This window comes from Nostocoides vanveenii (genome assembly GCF_039531165.1).
In the GTDB taxonomy this organism is placed as follows: Bacteria; Actinomycetota; Actinomycetes; order Actinomycetales; family Dermatophilaceae; genus Nostocoides_A; species Nostocoides_A vanveenii.
The window spans coordinates 159,026-176,928 of record NZ_BAAAPN010000057.1; the positions used below are offsets into that span (position 1 = coordinate 159,026).

Annotated in this window: 17 protein-coding genes and 2 pseudogenes; 8 read left to right on the top strand and 11 right to left on the bottom strand. The window is 69.6% G+C overall.

Annotated elements, in window-relative coordinates:
- Nucleotides 1-4 precede the first annotated feature (4 nt).
- From arfB to purF, 3 genes are all read left to right on the top strand, one after another.
- Complete coding sequence (arfB, locus tag ABD209_RS13670; RefSeq protein WP_344067355.1) at nt 5-160, top strand: channel accessory protein ArfB; 156 nt, start codon at nt 5-7, stop codon at nt 158-160.
- Nucleotides 157-3,522, top strand: coding sequence for a channel accessory protein ArfC (gene arfC, locus ABD209_RS13675; RefSeq protein WP_344067357.1), 3,366 nt, complete (start codon nt 157-159; stop codon nt 3,520-3,522). The genes arfB and arfC overlap by 4 nt, the downstream gene beginning before the upstream one ends.
- Nucleotides 3,523-3,677: 155 nt before the next feature.
- Nucleotides 3,678-5,177 carry an amidophosphoribosyltransferase gene (gene purF / locus ABD209_RS13680; protein WP_425564684.1) on the top strand — a complete coding sequence of 500 codons (1,500 nt, stop codon included), beginning with the start codon at nt 3,678-3,680 and terminating at the stop codon, nt 5,175-5,177.
- Nucleotides 5,178-5,196: 19 nt separating this feature from the next.
- Here the strand turns inward: purF and ABD209_RS13685 are convergent, their stop codons facing one another.
- Together ABD209_RS13685 and ABD209_RS13690 are read right to left on the bottom strand one after the other, a co-directional pair.
- Nucleotides 5,197-5,397 carry a hypothetical protein gene (locus tag ABD209_RS13685; protein ID WP_344067361.1) on the bottom strand — a complete coding sequence of 67 codons (201 nt, stop codon included), beginning with the start codon at nt 5,395-5,397 and terminating at the stop codon, nt 5,197-5,199.
- A complete protein-coding gene (locus ABD209_RS13690; RefSeq protein ID WP_344067363.1) occupies nt 5,373-6,311 on the bottom strand; it encodes a hypothetical protein in 939 nt (312 codons plus the stop codon). Before ABD209_RS13690 ends, ABD209_RS13685 begins: the two co-directional genes overlap by 25 nt.
- A gap of 107 nt (nt 6,312-6,418) precedes the next feature.
- On the opposite strand from ABD209_RS13690, the gene ABD209_RS13695 reads away from it, so the two are divergent.
- Both ABD209_RS13695 and ABD209_RS13700 read left to right on the top strand, forming a co-directional pair.
- The gene (locus ABD209_RS13695; RefSeq protein ID WP_344067364.1) at nt 6,419-6,802 is read left to right on the top strand and encodes a DUF6394 family protein; all 384 of its coding nucleotides are present in this window, start codon (nt 6,419-6,421) and stop codon (nt 6,800-6,802) included.
- A gap of 29 nt (nt 6,803-6,831) precedes the next feature.
- Nucleotides 6,832-8,559 (top strand): NAD-binding protein, encoded by a 1,728-nt coding sequence (locus ABD209_RS13700; protein WP_344067366.1) that lies wholly within the window; start codon nt 6,832-6,834, stop codon nt 8,557-8,559.
- Between the two features lie 263 nt (nt 8,560-8,822).
- Here the strand turns inward: ABD209_RS13700 and ABD209_RS13705 are convergent, their stop codons facing one another.
- Nucleotides 8,823-9,083 (bottom strand): GNAT family N-acetyltransferase, encoded by a 261-nt coding sequence (locus tag ABD209_RS13705; RefSeq protein ID WP_344067368.1) that lies wholly within the window; start codon nt 9,081-9,083, stop codon nt 8,823-8,825.
- A gap of 17 nt (nt 9,084-9,100) precedes the next feature.
- On the opposite strand from ABD209_RS13705, the gene ABD209_RS13710 reads away from it, so the two are divergent.
- The gene (locus tag ABD209_RS13710; protein WP_344067370.1) at nt 9,101-9,529 is read left to right on the top strand and encodes a MarR family winged helix-turn-helix transcriptional regulator; all 429 of its coding nucleotides are present in this window, start codon (nt 9,101-9,103) and stop codon (nt 9,527-9,529) included.
- Between the two features lie 147 nt (nt 9,530-9,676).
- Here the strand turns inward: ABD209_RS13710 and ABD209_RS13715 are convergent, their stop codons facing one another.
- The 3 genes and pseudogenes from ABD209_RS13715 to ABD209_RS19855 form a co-directional block, all read right to left on the bottom strand.
- Nucleotides 9,677-10,363 (bottom strand): amidase family protein, encoded by a 687-nt coding sequence (locus ABD209_RS13715; protein ID WP_344067372.1) that lies wholly within the window; start codon nt 10,361-10,363, stop codon nt 9,677-9,679.
- A gap of 110 nt (nt 10,364-10,473) precedes the next feature.
- Nucleotides 10,474-10,833, bottom strand: a pseudogene (locus ABD209_RS13720) (amidase family protein); the annotation flags it as partial.
- Between the two features lie 25 nt (nt 10,834-10,858).
- Nucleotides 10,859-11,119 (bottom strand): annotated as a pseudogene (locus tag ABD209_RS19855) (hypothetical protein); the annotation flags it as partial.
- 137 nt (nt 11,120-11,256) lie between these two features.
- Between ABD209_RS19855 and purM the strand changes: the two are divergent.
- Nucleotides 11,257-12,378 (top strand): phosphoribosylformylglycinamidine cyclo-ligase, encoded by a 1,122-nt coding sequence (gene purM, locus ABD209_RS13725; protein ID WP_344067374.1) that lies wholly within the window; start codon nt 11,257-11,259, stop codon nt 12,376-12,378.
- 54 nt (nt 12,379-12,432) lie between these two features.
- On the opposite strand, the gene ABD209_RS13730 is transcribed toward purM, so the two are convergent.
- The 5 genes from ABD209_RS13730 to ABD209_RS13750 form a co-directional block, all read right to left on the bottom strand.
- A complete protein-coding gene (locus tag ABD209_RS13730) occupies nt 12,433-13,710 on the bottom strand; it encodes a hypothetical protein (RefSeq protein ID WP_344067376.1) in 1,278 nt (425 codons plus the stop codon).
- Between the two features lie 285 nt (nt 13,711-13,995).
- Nucleotides 13,996-14,562: a cysteine hydrolase family protein gene (locus ABD209_RS13735; RefSeq protein ID WP_324387825.1), complete on the bottom strand. Its 567-nt coding sequence runs from the start codon at nt 14,560-14,562 to the stop codon at nt 13,996-13,998.
- Nucleotides 14,559-16,085: a purine-cytosine permease family protein gene (locus tag ABD209_RS13740; protein WP_344067379.1), complete on the bottom strand. Its 1,527-nt coding sequence runs from the start codon at nt 16,083-16,085 to the stop codon at nt 14,559-14,561. The genes ABD209_RS13735 and ABD209_RS13740 overlap by 4 nt, the downstream gene beginning before the upstream one ends.
- 121 nt (nt 16,086-16,206) lie before the next feature.
- Complete coding sequence (locus tag ABD209_RS13745; RefSeq protein WP_324387827.1) at nt 16,207-16,401, bottom strand: DUF3073 domain-containing protein; 195 nt, start codon at nt 16,399-16,401, stop codon at nt 16,207-16,209.
- 232 nt (nt 16,402-16,633) lie between these two features.
- Entirely contained in the window at nt 16,634-17,062 is a 429-nt protein-coding gene (locus ABD209_RS13750; RefSeq protein ID WP_344067381.1) for a hypothetical protein, read from the bottom strand.
- Between the two features lie 7 nt (nt 17,063-17,069).
- Between ABD209_RS13750 and ABD209_RS13755 the strand changes: the two genes are divergently transcribed.
- Nucleotides 17,070-17,654, top strand: a complete 585-nt coding sequence (locus tag ABD209_RS13755; RefSeq protein WP_344067383.1) for a L,D-transpeptidase family protein — start codon at nt 17,070-17,072, stop codon at nt 17,652-17,654.
- The last annotated feature ends 249 nt before the right edge of the window (nt 17,655-17,903 follow it).

Sequence of the window (17,903 nt, forward strand, 5' to 3'; positions counted from 1 at the left end):
AGCCATGGAATTCGTCACTGCTTGGCTGTGGTACTTGCTGGCCTTCGCCCTCGGGGCCTTGGTCGCGTGGCTGGTCGCCCGGGCGACCATCGAGGCCACGAATGGAAATGAAGCGTTCGCGGATGTTCCGGAGACGCGCGCGATCGGAGGCCGGGAATGAAGTGGTGGCTGTTTGTCCTGGCGTTCCTGCTGGGCGCGTTGATCACCTGGATCTATATGGTGCGCCGCACGACGCGCGAGGTGCGCATCGTGCAGGAGCGGCCGATCCTGGCGAAGGCTGACGACGGTAGCGACGCGAGTGCGGGTCTCGCTGGCGCCGGAGCGGTCGCGGCCGGAGCGGTGGCCTCCGGCGCCGCGGCGGCCGGTGCCGCGACCGCATCCGCGGATGCCGACACCGCGGTGGACCTGGAGCCGGCCGTTTCGGCGGCTGTGCCGGCCGCGGATGTCGATGTCGACGAGGTGACCCTCGTCCGGCACCATGCCGACCTCGACACGACCGTGCCCCGCACCGACGCGGCCGTTGATCTGAATGCCGATGGTGGCCTGGACCTCGACGGCGGTGACGGTCTGGACCTGGATGCTGGGCTGGATCTGGATGCTGGGCTGGACCTGGATGCGCCCGCCGTCGCTCCGGCGGTCACCGACCCCGGTTCCGTAGTTGACGCGCCGGAGATTCCGGCTCCAGCGGCCGATGTGCCGGGCGGGATCGATCTGGCCGGTGGCCTAGATCTCGACAGCGATGGCGGGCTGGATCTGGACGGCGATGACGCGCTGGATCTGGACGCTCCTGCCGTGGACATGCCTGAAGCCGTCATGGATGTTCCCGAGGTTTCGGCGCCGGTCGTGGACGCGGATGTGTCGGGTGGCATTGATCTGGATGCCGATGGTGGTCTGGATTTGGATGCGCCGTCGGTGGACGTGCCTGAGGCCGTCGTGGAGGTTCCCGGCGTTTTGGAGCCGTCGGTCGATGTGGCGGCTGCGGCTGTCGATGTGCCAGGGCCGGACGTCTCGGGTGGCATTGATCTGGATGCCGATGGTGGTCTGGATCTGGACGCGTCCGATCTGGCGGCCCCCGCCGCGGCTGGCGTGGGTTTGGCGGGCGGCGCTGCTATCGACGCATCAGCGGACGGCGAGGAAGCGGCCGAGGAGGTCGCCACCTTCGGGGAGCCGGATGCGGCGGAAGCTCAGCTGTCGGACGAGGTCGACGTGCCCGCACCGACCACGCCGGACGTTGACGTCCCGGAGGTCGACCCGGACCTGAGCATGGAGGACGCCGAGGATCTGTCTGCAGGCCTGTCAGAGCCCGAGCCCAGGGGCGATTTCGGGGGAGTCGATGAGCTGGATACGGCTCACGAGCCCTCGGACGCGATTGACCTCGACGCTGACGGTGCGCTTGACCTCGACGCTGACGGTGCGCTTGACCTCGACGCCGACGGTGCGATCGATCTCGACACCGCGTCCCACGTGGACGTGGGCCCTGCGGACGTGCCGACCGTGGATGTTCCGTCCGTCGATGAACCCAGCGGCGATGTCGAGCCAGCGGCCGACGAGTCACCGGCTTTTGCCGAGTCTGCCGCGGCCGTAGTGGATCTCCCCGCCGATGTCGACGTACCGGAGGTCGACGCCGATCTGAGCGTGGAGGACGCCGAGGATCTGGAGGCTGTGCTTCCCGATGCCGAGCCCAGCCAACCCGTTTCGGCCGGGGGGTCACAGGCGGCCCTGCTCGACCTCGACACCCCTGAAATCGTCGACGTGGCTCCCGAGCCGGAGTCGCCCCTCCTCGACCTCGACGAGGCCGGTGCCGCACTCGAGGCCGGTGGCGCTACGGCTGCGGCCGCCGGTCTGGGCGGCCTGGCTGCCTTGCGCGCCAAGCGCGCGGCAGAGGAAGCCGATAAGGCCGAGGCCGACGCTCTCGAGCGCTCGGCCGAGGCACCCGACGCGCAGGTCCCCGACGAGGTCGCCTTCGGCCACGACTCCATGGCCGGGCCGGACATCGAGTCCACGGTCGCGGAGTCGATCGACGCAAGTCCCGTCGAGTTGCCCGTTGTTCCCGATGCGGATGAAACTCAACGGCCCGAAGCCGACGCCGTGACGGCAGAGGTCCGTGACCCGGAAGCCGAGGCCGCCGAGCAACTGCCTCCCGACGACCTGCCGGCCGACCTCCCGGAGGCCGAGCCGGAAGCCGAGGCTGAGCAACTGCTTCCGGACGTCCTGCCGGCCGAGCCGGAAGCTGAGACTGTCGAGCAACTGCTTGTCGACGAACCGACCGCCGAGCCCGTCGACGTTGACGAGGCCGACGTTGAGCTCGAGACGGAGTCCGACGCCGAGGTCGTCGGGGAGCCTGAGACTGAGGTCGCGACCGCCGAGCCGGAGCTGATGGTGGAGCCGGAGCCGGAGCCCGAGGTCGACGCGGTTCTTGACGCCGAGCCCGAGGCCGCAGCGGTTGCCGAGCCGGAGCCCGAGTCTGCGATGGTTGCCGAGCCGGAACCCGTGCCCGACGTCGTTGCGGAGGCCGAGACGGTCGCCGAGGCCGAGCCAGTGTTCAAGGACTACGGCGCAGGGTCGGCCCTGCCTGCCGAAGACGGGTCCGGGCCGGAAGGCTGGGCGGTCAAGGGCAACAAAGGATCGATGCTCTTCCACACGCCCGCGTCGGCGTCCTACGAGGTCACCAAGGCCGAGGTCTGGTTCATCGACGAGGCGACCGCGATCGCTGCGGGCTTCGCGCCCTGGGACGCCAAGCTGCGGGCCAAGGCCGAGGCCAAGGCTGCCCGAGCGGCGGCCAAGGCCGAGGCGAAGGCTGCGCGTGCTGCAGCTGCCGCTGCGACCGGCCGGTCTACTGATCGGCAGGGTGCCGCGCAGAGCGCAGTTCCGACGCTCGACTCAGCCATGACGAGCGCGGTGGCCGATAGTGCGGAGGCAAACGACGCCGACGTGACGCCGGCAGCGGGCTTCCTCGCGGCCCCCGCCCAGGCGGTCGCTTCCGAGCAGCCAGCGGTCGACCCACTCATCATCGAGGAGCCCGCGGCGTCCCCGACGGTTGAGCTCGAGTCAACCCAGGCGCCCCAGTTCACCCCGACCTCCTACGGCGCTGGGTCGGCGCTGCCGGCCGGCGACGGATCCGGCCCAGCCGGCTGGGAGGTCAAGGGCAACGCGGACTCGATGCTCTTCCATACGCCCGCCTCGCCCTACTACGGCCGGACGAAGGCCGAGGTGTGGTTCGCCGACGAGGCCACCGCGAGCGCTGCGGGATTTGCCCGATGGGATGCCAGGGCCCAGCGGGTCGAGGTGCCCACGCTGCTCGACATCCCGGACGGTCCATACGGTCCGGGCTCCGCCGCGGCGGGGCCCCGCGGCAAGGGACCGGAGGGCTGGGAGGTCAAGGGCAACGCCGACTCGATGCTCTTCCACACGCCCGACAGCCCCTGGTACAAGCGCACTCGCGCGGAAGTCTGGTTCGTCGACCAGGCGCGTGCCGAGGCCGCCGGGTTCACGCACTGGGACGCCACCGAGCGCGGCGACTGAGCCGCCCTCGTAACGGTCACGGGCCGGGCCTGAACAAACAAAGCTCGGGCCCGGCCCTCGCGCCTCCCCGCACCATCTTCGGCTGAGACGTCCGGTTCCACCTACGGCGGAGGTGAGGTTCCGAGGCGGTCACACGGGCATACGGCTATGGGATGATGGGGCGCGTGCCAGGTGGAGACGGGCGACTGACCCATGACCTGATGCCGGACGAGCGTGGGCCTCAGGACGCGTGCGGTGTCTTCGGAATCTGGGCTCCCGGTGAGGAGGTCGCCAAGCTCACCTACTTCGGGCTTTACGCGCTGCAGCACCGGGGCCAGGAGTCTGCCGGCATCGCCACGTCTGACGGGCGCCGCCTGCTCGTCTACAAGGACATGGGCCTGGTCTCGCAGGTGTTCGACGAGCGCTCGCTGGCCAGCCTCAAGGGCCACATCGCCGTGGGGCACTGCCGCTACTCGACGACCGGCGGCTCCACCTGGGAGAACGCGCAGCCCACACTGGGCGGCCATGCCGGCTTCACCGTCGCCCTTGCGCACAACGGCAACCTCATCAACTCGGCGCAACTGCGCGAGCACGTGATGGAGCGGGGTACCCAGGGCTTCGATGTGCACGCCGGAGAGCTGCGCCGCGGTAACACCACCGACACCGCGCTCGTGACGGCGCTCCTGGTCGACGACCCGTCCACGACCATCGAGGAACGCGCCCTCGAAGTCCTGCCGATGCTGCGCGGCGCCTTTAGCTTCGTCTTCATGAACGAACATGCCCTGTATGCCGCACGCGACCCGCAGGGCATCCGTCCCCTCGTCCTGGGGCGAGTAGAGCGCGGATGGGTGGTCGCCTCCGAGACGGCCGCCCTCGACATCGTCGGCGCGTCCTTCATCCGCGAGGTCGAGCCGGGTGAGTTCATCGCCATCGACGAGAACGGCCTGCGCAGCAAGCGGTTTGCCGAGCCGGAGCCCAAGGGCTGCGTCTTCGAGTACGTCTATCTCGCCCGCCCGGACACCTCGATCAACGGCCGGGTCGTGCACGAGGCCCGGGTGGAGATGGGCCGCACCTTGGCCCGCGAACACCCCGTCGACGCCGACCTGGTCATTCCGACGCCCGAGTCCGGGACCCCCGCGGCCATCGGCTACGCGCAGGAGTCGGGCATCCCCTATGGGCAGGGCCTGGTCAAGAACGCCTATGTGGGGCGCACCTTCATCTCGCCGAACCAGACCATTCGCCAACTCGGCATCCGCCTCAAGCTCAACCCGCTCCGTGAGGTCATCAAGGGCAAGCGGCTCGTCGTCGTGGACGACTCCATCGTCCGCGGTAACACTCAACGGGCACTCGTCCGGATGCTGCGTGAAGCCGGCGCGGCCGAAGTGCACGTCCGCATCTCATCGCCGCCCGTGCGTTGGCCCTGCTTTTACGGGATCGACTTCGCCACTCGCGCCGAACTGATCGCCACCGGCATCGAGGTCGAGGACGTCTGCCGCTCGGTCGGCGCCGACACGCTCGGCTATATCAGCGAGGACGGCATGATCGCCGCCACCAACCGGCGGCGCGATCAACTGTGCACGGCCTGCTTCACTGGCCGCTATCCGGTGGAACTCCCCGCCGAGGACCAACTCGGCAAGGGGCTGCTGGAGATGCAACTCCCGCTCGACGTCCGCTGATCCGCTCGTCAGGCTGACGTCACTTCGGCAGCATCAGCCCAAGGTCACCGCCGATCACGGCTGGCTCGCCTGCGTCTGGCACGACGAAGGTGATCGCCAGCCCATCCCGGGTCCGCGTCCGGTCGCTACCGAGCGCCTGCTGATAGACGTCATTGGTGTCTCCCTCGCCGCTGGGTGCCCAGCCGGAGTCGGCCGTCACCGTCGCGACGAGCTGGGCCACCCGACGATCCCGCCCTGCACGGGAATGACGGTGATCGGTGTGCCGGGGCCGACCCCGGTGACTCCGGTGTCCATCAGCGCGATATCCACGGTGTAGTCACCGCCGATCCGCGCGCGCTGGATGCGCTGACGCCATTCGTAGGGTGCGACGCCCAACTTGGTCCCCCGTGGGATCGTCCCCCTCTCCAGATACCGGACGACCGTGCCGACGAAGGCCCGCGCGGCCCGCTCCTGGGCCCGCGTGGGCACCGAGGGCGTGGCGGTTGGTGTCGGCAGCTGATCGAGATAGGGGATCTCGGTCATGCTGGCCAGCCGCCACGTGCTCTTCCCGGTATCCTGCACGAGCAGCATCAGATCCTTCTCCGGCCCCCCGGCGCCTTTGGCTCCGCTGCGGTAGCTCAGCAAGACGAGCGCGGCATTGCGTCCCCGGGACTTGGGGAGAGTAAAGATCGGGCCGCGGCCGCTGATCGTGTGCTCTCCCTCTTCGCGATAGCCCTTCGTGCGATAGAAGACCGACTTGAATCGCGCCGCCTCGCGCAACTCGCCGGTGAAGACACGGTCGAGGGCACCGATTCGGTAGGGCGGCGCGGCCGACTCCTTCATCGCCGCCGGACCGTTGCGAGCGAAGAACGCCAGGTATGCCGCGAGGTCGTCCCGCGTCATCGCGGGCGGCAGGCTCGCGACCGGCTCGGACGTCGCCGCCGGGGTCGATGCTGTCGGAGCGTGCACAGCAGACGTCTCTGATCGGGTCGGCGGGACGGGCGTGCCGCCCGCCTCGCATCCGGTGACGGCCACGGCCAGGACCGCAAGAGCCGCCGGCATCAGTCGCCGTCCGGCCCGTCTCGGGTGGCGCCGGGAGCGACGCGTCGCACGGGGATGGGTGGGAGGGGTGGAGACGCTGGTGAGGATCGGCATACGGCCACCCTCTTGGTGAAGCCGCGACCGCGCATCCGCAAAATCAGTCGCCTGTGGATAAGTCCGCAAGTCGTATGCGCGGCAAGGCGGTGGGTATCGTCGCGCCTGTGAACCTCGAAAAGGTGGTCTTCGGGTTTTTCGTCGTGCTCGCTGCGACGCTGAACTTCGGGTTTTTTCTCGGCGACCTGACGGACGCCCGCGTCCACAATGTCTACGAGCTGTATGCCGCGGTGATCGTCAACATCATCGCCGTCGTGCTCAAGTTCGGCGACCGAACCCAAATCGGCGCGCTGCACCTGGCGACCAGCTTGGTCGCGGCGATCCAACTGATCGCGGCGACGGTTGTCTGGATCTGGGCGGAGGAGGGATCGACCGGCCTGACGCCCGAACACATGAGCAGCGTCGTCTCCCTCTCCGGCGGCGCCCTGCTGGCGAATATCGTCTCGATCATGCTGCTGGTCACCGAGACCGCCGCCTACCAGCGGCGCTGACCGGCGGCATACGGACTCGGCAGCACACCGTGGGCAACCCGCTGCTCTTCGCCCGGCCCTTCCTGCGCCGCCGAACGGTGCTGCGCCGGTTGCCCATTGACATCCCCACGGAAGTGCCGGCGACGACGGCGATCTTCCTGGTACTCCGGCGGATGCGGGCACCGCTCATCGCGCTTATCGTCGTCTTCACCATCGCGGTCTTCGGCCTGGCGGCGACGCCAGGTGTCGACGGCGCGGGCAATCCGCGGCGGATGAGCGTCTTCGAGTCGTTCTATGTCATGAGCTACACCGCCACGACGATCGGCTTCGGCGAGATCCCCAACGCCTTCACCACCCAGCAGCGACTGTGGGTGACGGCCACGATCTATGCCACGGTCATCGCGTGGGCCTACGCCATCGGCACCCTGCTGGCGTTGGCGCAGGACGAGTCCTTCCGCGATGCCGTTGCGGGACAACGCTTTGCGCGTCGGGTGCGCAATATCCACGAGGGCTTCCACATCATCGCCGGCTACGGGCAGGCGGGGCGGGTCGTCGGTCGCGGACTGGACTGGTTCGGGCGGCGCTTCGTGGTCATCGACCGCTCGGGTGTGCGCGTCGACCAACTCGGCACCGACCAGCTGTCCGTCGACATCCCCGGGATCGAGGGGGATGCCGCGAATCCTGCGGTGCTCGGGATCGCCGGGCTGGGGCACAAGCACTGTCAGGGCGTGCTGGCGTTGACCGATGACGACCAGATCAATCTCGGCGTGGTGCAGGCGGTGCACCTGCTGGCGCCGGAGGTTCCGGTCATCGCCCGTTGCGCCGACCGCGAGACTGCGACGCACATGGAGGCCTTCGGGGCCGAGGCCGTCATCAACGCGTATGACCGTTTTGGCTCCTATCTCGTGCTTGCGCTCCAGCGGCCGGCCGTCTATCAACTGGTGACGTGGCTGATGAGCCCTGGCGGCACCGGGCTGCCCGAGCGCGGTGCCGCGATCGCCTCTGGCACGTGGGTGGTCTGCGCGCAGGGGCAGTTCCGCGACGAGATCGCGCGCGACCTGCGGGCGGCGTCCTATGAGGTGGTGCTGGCCGATCCCGGGGATGGGGCGCCGGACGTGCGCGCCGCGGTCGGTTTTGTCGGTGGGATGTCGACCGACACCGCCAACCTCGCACTGGCGGCGCAGGTGCGCACGACTGCCCCGGACGTCTTCATCTGCCTTCGTCAGGCCGCAACGACCGCAGCGCCGCTCTATGCCGCGTTCGCCCCGGACTCTCACTTTGTCCCGACGGATCTTGTTGCGCGAGAGGCATTCGCGCGAATCGTGACACCGCATACATGGGCGTTCCTGGAGTATGCCGCGCGGCAGGACGACGCCTGGGCTGCCGACCTGCTGGGCCGGCTCGTGGACCGGTGCGGGTCGGGCTCGCCGGACCCGGTGATCCTGGTGATCGACGCACAGTCCGCCCCCGCCGTCATTCGGTGGATAGAGCACGGGGGAGCCGTGACGATCGGTGATCTGTTGCGTCATCCCGACAACCGCGACGAGCCATCAGGCAACGCGGTGCTAGCCCTGAACCGGGGTGGCAAGATCGCCTTCGACCCCGACCCGGAGACGGTGGCGGAAGCCGGGGACCGGCTGCTGCTGGTCTCTCGGGCCCGGGCATTCAGTGCGCTGCGCGAGGTGCTCTTCCACGACGCCGCGGTCGAGTATGTCGTGACCGGCCGCCGCGTCCCGGCGACCTGGATCTGGCGTCGACTGACCCGCGGTCGCGCCTGATCATCGGCACGTGCGGACGGCAGAGTCCGGCCGTCGGTGCCGACCTCAGGGGAGTTCGAGGGCGAGCTCGTCGACCTCGGCGTGGCGACCCGGCGCATAGTCGCGGCCCTGGCCGACCACCACAAACCCGCCCTTTGCAGGATCCGCAGGAAGCCATAGTTGTCCGCAGCGACTCGGGCCAGGACCGGCCGCGTCGTTCGCGCCAGCACCAGCGCGAGGGCTCGCGCAGCATGGCCTTGGCCCCAGTGAGCCTGCGAGATCCACTAGGTGACTTCGGGTGCACCCTCTTCGGAGGGGAAGGTCGCAATCGTCCCGACGAATTCACCGCCACCACTGAGAACAGCCCAGTTGTGCACGTCCGTATTGGCAAGCAGGCGTGCCATGTGGGCGTCGAAAGCCTCTCGGTCGTCGGGATTCTCGGCCGTTAAGGCGGCCATCGAGACGGCCTCGGGTTCACGCATCATCGCGATGACCCTCTCGAGATTGGCCTGCTCGAGGGGGCGTAGCTCCGTGGTCGCGTTCACACGTTTATGATATACGTGTGTCTATCAATCCAGAACGCGACCTGGCGCGGCTGATGATGCCGACCTGGCGCTCCCTGATGGACATCGAGCCCAAGCGCTGTCACGAATATCGGCTCTCCCATTGGGAATACATCATCCTTAGCGACGTCGAGGAGCACCCCGGCACCTCGCAGCGCGACGTCGCTCAGCGCATTGTCCGCAGCGCAAGTCGCATCGCCGATGACGTGGAGTCGCTACAGGCGCGGGGCCTGGTGACTCGAACACCCGCCGCGCACGACCGCAGGGTGAACTGCCTGCAACTGACCAAGGCCGGTCGCAATCTCACTCAGCGGATCAGACGCGCGATCCGTGCCGATGAGCGTGAGTTGCTCAGTGAGCTCAGCCCTACCGAACAGAACCGACTCCGCGCGCTGCTCACCAAGGCGATTCCCACGCAGCTGCTGTAGGCGCTCGCCCCGAATAGGCGGCTCGAGGCCGTGTTAGGAAACCACGTACGACGGGGTCTCGCGAAGCATTGGAGCTTGGTCCACGCTCTGCGTGGACCGAAGGAGCGAGGGTCCCACGCTCTGCGTGGGCAAACTTCGGGGCGCGTCCTAGAGGAGGATCGGGTAGGTGATGGCGGCAGGTCGGGACTTCTCCCGTTGGTGGGCCAGGGCCAGAAGCAGTCCTTCGGCGCCACGGCGGGCGATCAGTTGCACGCCGATCGGCCAGCCCTCGCGCGAGAGCCCCGCGGGGATCGAGATCGCCGGATGACCGGTGACATTCGCCAGAGCGGTGTTGGCGACATACGGCACGGTGGCCAGTTGGGCGCGCACCGTGTCGAGCCCGTCCAGCAGGCCGATCGGGGCAGGGAGAAGCGGCAGCGTCGGTAACACCACCACGTCCGCGTCGCTCAAGAAGCGGCGATCCACCGTGGCGGCGATCCGCTCGGCGCGCCGCAACGCCGCGGTGACGACCGGCCCGCGCGCCCACCCGGAGAGCCGGATCGTCTGACGGGTGCGTGGCTCGAGGCGTTGGGGATGCTCGACCTGGGTGCCTTCGATCCGCATACCGGCATAGAAGCGCGGCATGAAGGCGTCAGTGAAGGCCGGCCACCGCGCCGTCGTGCGCTGCACCCGGTGGCCCAAACCGGCGAGCCGGCGCGCGATCTCCTCGCTGGCGGCCGCGACCTGCGGGTCGGCGCGGACGCCCGGCGTCACCGACCGCGTCGTCCAGGCGATCCGCCGCGGGCCCGGGTCACCCGCGGCGGTGAGCGCGAACGGCTCCTGCGGATTCGGCAACTACCTACGATCCGCCGGGAGAGAGCCGGCGATGGCGTCCAGGAGCACGGCGTGATCGGCGGCCGTCCGCGTCAACCCGCCCAACGTGACCAGGCCGAGCCAGTGATCGGTCAGCGGCGCCGGACTGACCCGGCCACGGCTGGTCTTGAGTCCGACCAGCCGGTGCACGCGGCCGGGACGCGGATCGATCCGCCACCGTCCGCCCCCAGCCCGATGGGCGCGACCCCGGCGGCGAGCGCCACCGCGGTGCCGCCGGACGACCCACCGGGCGAGCGGCTGATGTCCCACGGGTTGCGCGTCACCCCGAACGCCACCGACTCGGTGAACGGGAATTGGCCGAACTCCGGCATCGTCGTTGTCCCGATCACCACCGCCCCCGCCGCCCGCAGCCGGCGGACCATCTCGCTGTCCGCCTGCGCCGGAGTGGTGTTGCCGCGCCCGCCGAGCGTCGTGACGAGGCCCGCGACGTCGAACTCGGTCTTGCGACAGCGGAACTCCGGCGAGCGGGCCGTCGTGCCCGGGACCGCCGGCGTCGATGGCGCGCGCCTCGGTCAACGCCTCCTGCCGTCGAATCGCGACGAAACAGTTGTATGCCGCCTGCGCCGCCTCCGCTCGCTCCAGCGCCGCTGCGACGACCTCTTCAGCCGACAAGGTCCTGGCGCGCACGGCGGCGGCGGTCTCGACGGCGGACATCTGCGCGAGCGGGGTCATGCCCGCGAGCGTAGGCCGCAGCCTCGCCCACCGGATCGGGACCATGTCCCGGGTGGGCCCTGGGATCAGTGCGTGCGGTCTGGCCGCGCGGGCACGTGGGTGCCCGGCGAGGGGCGCGCACGTGACCCGATCCTGCTGGACACACTGTCCGGGCCCGACGGGGAGACCGCGATACTGGGCCGGTGAGCGAACAGATCACTTATGCCTCCGCCGGCGTCGACGTCGAGGCGGGTGACAAGGCCGTCGAGTTGATGAAGGCGGCCGTCGCGCGAGCCACCCGTCCGGAGGTGGTCGGGGGGCTCGGCGGCTTCGCCGGGATGTTCGACGCCTCGGCGATCGCCCGGATGACGCGGCCGATCCTCGCGACGTCCACCGACGGGGTCGGCACCAAGGTCGCCATCGCCCAGGCTCTCGATCGCCACGACACCATCGGCTTCGACCTCGTCGGCATGGTGGTCGACGACATCGTCGTCTGCGGGGCCGAACCGCTCTTCATGACCGACTACATCGCCTGCGGACGCGTGGTGCCCGAGCGGATCGCCGCGATCGTCGGCGGCATCGCCCGGGCGTGCGAGCAGGCGCGCGTGGCCTTGGTCGGCGGCGAGACGGCCGAGCACCCGGGACTTTTGGGCGTCGACGATTATGACGTGGCCGGCGCCGCCACCGGCGTGGTGGAGTATGCCGATGTCCTCGGCCCCGATCGCGTGGCGGCCGGTGACGTCGTCCTCGGGCTCGCCTCCTCGGGCCTGCACTCCAACGGCTATTCGCTGGTCCGGCGGGTGATCGGCGCCGCCGGCTGGCAAATGGACCGGGACGTGCCCGAGTTCGGGCGCACACTCGGGGAGGAGTTGCTCACCCCCACCCGGGTGTATGCCGCCGACCTCCTCGACCTGATCTGTGACCCCGCCGTAGTGGCGGGGGGCGGGGTCCACGGGCTTTCGCATGTCACCGGTGGCGGGCTGGTGGCGAACCTGGCCCGCGTCTTGCCGGCCGGGCTGCACGCGCGGCTGGACCGGACCACCTGGACGCCGCCCGCGGTGTTCACGACCATCGGCGCCCTGGGCTCGGTGCCGCAGCTCGATCTCGAGCGCACGCTCAATATGGGCGTCGGGTTCGTCGCCCTGGTGCCCGAGCCCGCCGTCGACGCAGCGGTCACGCTGCTGGAGGCCCGCGGCATACGGACCTGGGCAATGGGACGCGTCACCCACGAGGCCGACGCAGCAGTCGACGCCGCCGTCGAGGTCGTCCGGGGCGCCAAGGGTGTGCACGGCGGATCGGTCCAACTGGTCGGCACCTACGCCTGAGCGGCTACCGCGCGGTAGGTGTGACGAAACGGGCGCTAGAGCGCCCGCCCTGACTCACCTATCGGCGGGTAGCCCCAGTCGCGGCGTGGCCCACAGCGCCGGCGCGTCGGTGGCCACCCAGAAGCGCCCGCCGGCCACGCCCGCGGCGGTGGGGGCACCGCCAGGGCCGGGCTCGACCGTCCACGCCAGCTGAGCGGCGCTGATCGGATCGGCGCTGTGCACAATGCGCCCGACCGGGGATCCCGCTGCGGTGCCAGAGGCCGTCGAGCCAGCGGCCGTGGACGACCCCAATGACGCCGATGACGCCGCCGAGGTTGGTCCGGAAGGCCCGGACACTGGCGGCGTCGGCGCAGCACCCGCCTGGCCCGCCGTCCCCACACCCGCCGTCTCGGTGCCCGACGACGTCCCGGCGCCCCCTGTCCCGAGGCCCGAGGCGATCGCCAGCCATGGTCGATCGTCCACCAGCCCAGCGCCGACGATCCGCTCCTGGTCGCCGAGCGCCACATCCGAGGCCGCGATGGTGCTCGCCGCCCGGCCGTCCCAGCGCCACAGGGCCAGCCGGTCGCCGATCCGCCCGGCCAGCAGACACGCCCCGTCGCCACACCCACCCGCCTCGACCGACGCCTGACCTGTCGCTGATCCGGTGGGCAGGTCGTAACGCCGCCACGCGCTCTGGATGACCGATCCGGTCGTCGTCCAGATGCTCGGCACCACCTGCACGCTCCCATCGCCGAGAAGCGTCGTCGAGCCCAGCAGCAGCACCGACGATCCCATCGGGATGACCGCGGTGGCGGCGACCAGTCCGCTCGCCTTGGTGCTGGCCAGGGCCGTGCGCGCGGAGTTGGCGCGGACCCATGTCCTGCCCTGCGCGCGCCACGTCGCGATGTCCAGGCCGGTGCCCTCGGACTTCCACCCACCGACGACCACGGGTTGCCCGGCGCCGTAGCCCACGCCGCTCAGGCCCCCCATGTCGTAGCCGCCGAAGGTCCAGAACTCCTGTTTCTCCTCCGCCACGGCACCGCCGGACGCACCGATATTGCCGCGCCAGATCGTCCACCGGACATTGCCGTGCGCGCCTCCGCGCTGGCCCGCGACGCCGATCACCTGCGTCCCGTTCGCGGCCAGCGCCAGCCACGACCCTTCCTTGCCGTATGCCGTGCTCGCCGTCACCCTGACCGCCCGACTTGCGCTGCCCTCGCCGCCGGACCCGGCTGCCGGGTCGACGAGGGTCAGCCCCGCGCGCGGAGTGGTGGACACGGCATACGTCCCGAGGAGCAGGCCGGCGTCGGTCGCCGCCATCGCGGTGACCGGGCCGGGCAGGCTAACCGGCACGCGCGTCAGGCTGCTGGGAGAGGCCGGCTGTGCTGTAGGGGGGACGCTTGAACTCGCGCTACTGGTGGCGGTGACAGAGTCGCCGGTGCAGGCGCCTAGGGCGAGCAACGTGGCGCCGGCGATCACGGATGTGGCCGCTTCCCGCATCCGCCCCCATTGGGGTGCTCCATCGCGCTGCATCCACTCGATTGTCCCACCCCGGCGGATTGTCGCCTGCCAAGTACCTGTGAATCGTGGGCACGTGTCAAGTCTCGACACGAGGCGCGCATCCGCGCAGGGGGCAGGTCAGCCCGCGTCGATGACGATCTGCGGGCCGAAGAGGGCCATGGCGTCGAGCGCGCGTTGGTGGTTCTCCACGCTCGATCCGGCGCACCCGGGCGCGTCGATCACGACCGTCGCCCCCGCATCGGCCGCGGGGAGGGCGGTGGCGAGCACACAACAGTCCGTCGAGACGCCGGCCAGCCGCAGCCGGGGCTGGTCGCCCACGACGGCCCGCAGATCCGCGTGCCATTTGCCGAAGGTCGGCAGCGTTACGACCCGTCCGTCGCGACCCGCGGCGGAGGCGACGTCACCGAGCTCGCGCACCACGGCATACAGCGGGTTCTCGTCGGGCACAACCGCGAACGGCCACTCGCGGTAGTAGGGCTCCCAGGAGCCCCCCATGTGCGGGTCCGCCACAAACCGCGTGATCACCACCCGATTGCCGTATGCCGCGGCCAACCGCACGATGCGCCCCACCGCACCCGCCCACATCGGGGAGCCCCATGCGCTCGCCGGGTCGGCGAAGATCCGCTGCGGGTCGATGATGACGAGCCATTCGCCCGGCTCGGGCGACGGGACCGGCGCGCTCACCGGTTCACCGGCGCGTAGCTGGCGTGGCCGCGTGCCAGCTCCTGACCCCGCACCTTGGCCCGCCGCGCGACATAGGTCACCAGGAGCGAACCGACGAGCGCGAGCAGGACGCCGAGGTTGGCATACGCCCAGTTGCCCTCCCAGTAGCCGTCGGTCGCATTCCAGGTGCCGAGGCCGAGGGGCTCGAGGAGATAGCCCTGCCAGTTGTTCCACGAGGCGTCGGCGGCGAACGGGTTGACGACCAAGCCCCACCCGATCACCGAGAAGATCGCCATCGTGGCGATGGAGATCCAGTCCCAGGCGCCATAGATGCCGCGGGGATCGAAGAGCGCGTCGTCGTCATAGTCGCGGCGGCGCAGGGCGATGTCGGCGATCATGATGCCCGCCCAGGCGGCCAGCGGCACCCCGAGAGTGATCAGGAAGCTCTGGAAGGGGTTGATGAAGTTCTGGGCGACAAAGACGACATAGAACGTGCCCATTGTGAGGATCACCCCGTCGACGAGGGCCGCGGCCGGCCGCGGGATGCGCACGCCGAGGCTGAGCAGGGTCAGGCCGGAGGAGTAGATGCCGAGCACCGCGCCGGAGACCAGCGAGAGGATCGCGACGATGAGGAAGGGCACGAGCACCCAGGTCGGCAGCAGCGTGGCGAGCGTGCCGATCGGGTCGCCGCCGATGGCGCTCGCGACCTTCTCGTCCGAGCCGGCGAGCGCCAGGCCGTAGCAAACCAGAAGCGAGGGGGCCAGTGCGCCGCCGATGGTGTTCCAGGCGACGATGGCCCCACCCGCGGCGTCCCGTCGCTGATAGCGCGACCAGTCCGCGGCGATATTGATCCAGCCGAGGCCGAACCCGGTCATCACCATGACCAGCGCACCGATCGTCTGCTGGAAGCTGCCGGACGGGATCGCCGAGACCGTCGCCCAGTCGATGTCCTTGACCGTCATCGCGACGTAGAGAAGCGTGATCGCCCCGGTGATCCACGTCAGATAGGACTGCATCTTCATGATGATGTGGTAGCCCGCGACCGACGCCATGACGATCATCGCGGCGACCACGATGGCGGCGATGACCTTGGTGGCCGTGCCGCCGCCCCACCCGAGCCGGTCGAAGATCGTCGCCGTCGCCAACACGGCCATGATCGACAAGAAGGTCTCCCAGCCGATGGAGACCAGCCACGAGATGACGCCGGGCACCTTCTGTCCGGTCACCCCGAAGGCGGCCCGCGACAAGATCATCGTCGGCGCCGATCCCCGCTTGCCGGCAATCGCGATGATCCCGCAGAGCAGGAAGGAGACGATCACGCCGAGCAGGGTGACGACCACGCCTTGCCAGAAGGAAATGCCGAAGCCGAGCACGAACGCGGCATACGAGATCCCGAAGACCGAGATATTCGCCGCGAACCACGGCCAGAAGAGATCCTTCGGTGACGCGGTGCGCTCGGACTCACCGATGATCTCGATGCCGGTCGTCTCGACACCGAGCGAGCGCACGCGCTCAGTGGCCCCCCGGTTCGTGGCAGCAGTCATGATCAGAGCGTGCCAGATCACGGCCGCACTCACGCCCCACCGGGGCTGCCTGCATTCGTGTCGCCCGTATGCCGTGGCATCCGGGCCGCGCGTGCATCACCGCACGCGCGGCACAAGGGTGTTAACGCCGTCCGGTCACCCAGCGACCGTAGTCGTCGTCATCATCATCGTCCGTGTCATCCACGAACTCCGGCTCGCGGGTCTGTGTGGCCCCGTGGAGCTCTCGTTCAAGCGCGCTGAAGTCGGTGCTCGGGGAGTAGTACTTCAAGTCGCGAGCAACCTTGGCTTGCTTGGCTTTGGCCCGGCCGCGCCCCATGGCGTGACCCCCTCATGCGTCTGCCGGGGCGGCATCGCTGACCCGGCTGAACGTGCTGATCAGCCGACCTTCGCGGAGCGGTCCCGGGAATGTGTGTGTTCGTGGGAGTAACGCTATAGCAATTCACGATGTTCCTCTCCCAGGTGACGGACCGCGGGTCGGCGAAAGGACGGTTGCCCGTTCGCGCGTGCGGGCGGCTCAGAGAGGAAGCGGGATGGGCGTGATCCCTTCGTTACCGCGCGCGAGACAACCCCGCGCCGGGCTCGGACGTCGGTTGGGTAGTAAGGCCAACCGGCCGAGCCGAGTGATCAGTGGGGATTGAGATGACCAAGGGACGAGGCGTCAGCGCCGCGGCCGTGCTGCTGGCGGCCACGATCGGGATGACCGCGTGCTCGCCGAGCGGTGACCTCGCCCGCGCGACGACGTCCGCGGTGACCACGCCGGGGGCATCGAGCACTTCGCCGAACACGACGAGCACACCGAGCCCGAGCACCACGCTGCCGGCCACGGCGAGCACGTCGACCACACCGACGCCGACCGCTACGCCGAAGCCGTCGACCACGAGCCCGTCGCCCACGTCGATGACGCCGACGCCCTCGCCGACGTCGCCGAAGCCCAAGCCGACGAGCACGCCGACCACCCCGCCGCCACTGGACGACACTTCGCTGATGAAGCCCGGCGACAAGGGGCCGGCCGTGCAGCGGATGCAGCAACGGCTCAGCGACCTGGGCTATTGGCTCGGCACGCCCGACGGCACCTATGGCTACAACACGTCCCAGGCCGTCATGGCCCTTCAGAAGACCGCTGGCCTCGACCGCGACGGGGTCTACGGGCCAGCCACCCGTGCGGCACTCGACCGCGGTGTCCAGCCGAAGCTCGTGGTCAGCGGCAACGCCGTGCAAATCAACCTGGCCAGCCAGGTGCTGACGGTCGTCGAGAACTCTCGGATCGTGGCCATCCTCAACACCAGCACCGGCAGCGGCGAGAAGTACATCAGCCGCGGCCACCCCGCCGTCGCCATCACCCCCAAGGGCACCTTCAGCGTCATCCTGCAGATCGATCAGATGGAGCACGGCCCGCTCGGCGACCTGTGGCGGCCGAAATACTTCACCGGCGGTATCGCGGTCCACGGCTCATCCAGCGTGCCGGGCTACCCGGCCTCGCACGGCTGCGCCCGGGTCTCGAACCCGGCCATGGACATGATCTGGGCCCGCGGCCTGATGCCGATGGGCCGCACCGTCGTCGTGTTCTAGGACACCCCCCCGAAGTTTTCCGCTCCTTCGTCGGACGAGTGTCCTTTTGGCGTCGCTCCTCGTCGGCTCGGCGGGCCCGCTCGTGCCTCGCGTCCCCGTCTCGCCGGTCGTCGCGACACCGTCGTAGGTGGCCTCGTTCGCGTTCGTCTCGCCTCGGCTCACTTCGTCGGTTCGGCGGGGGAGGGAACGAAACCGGCCACCTAGGTGCTCTATGTCGGTGACGGGACGTCACGCCATGCGGGCGCGGGT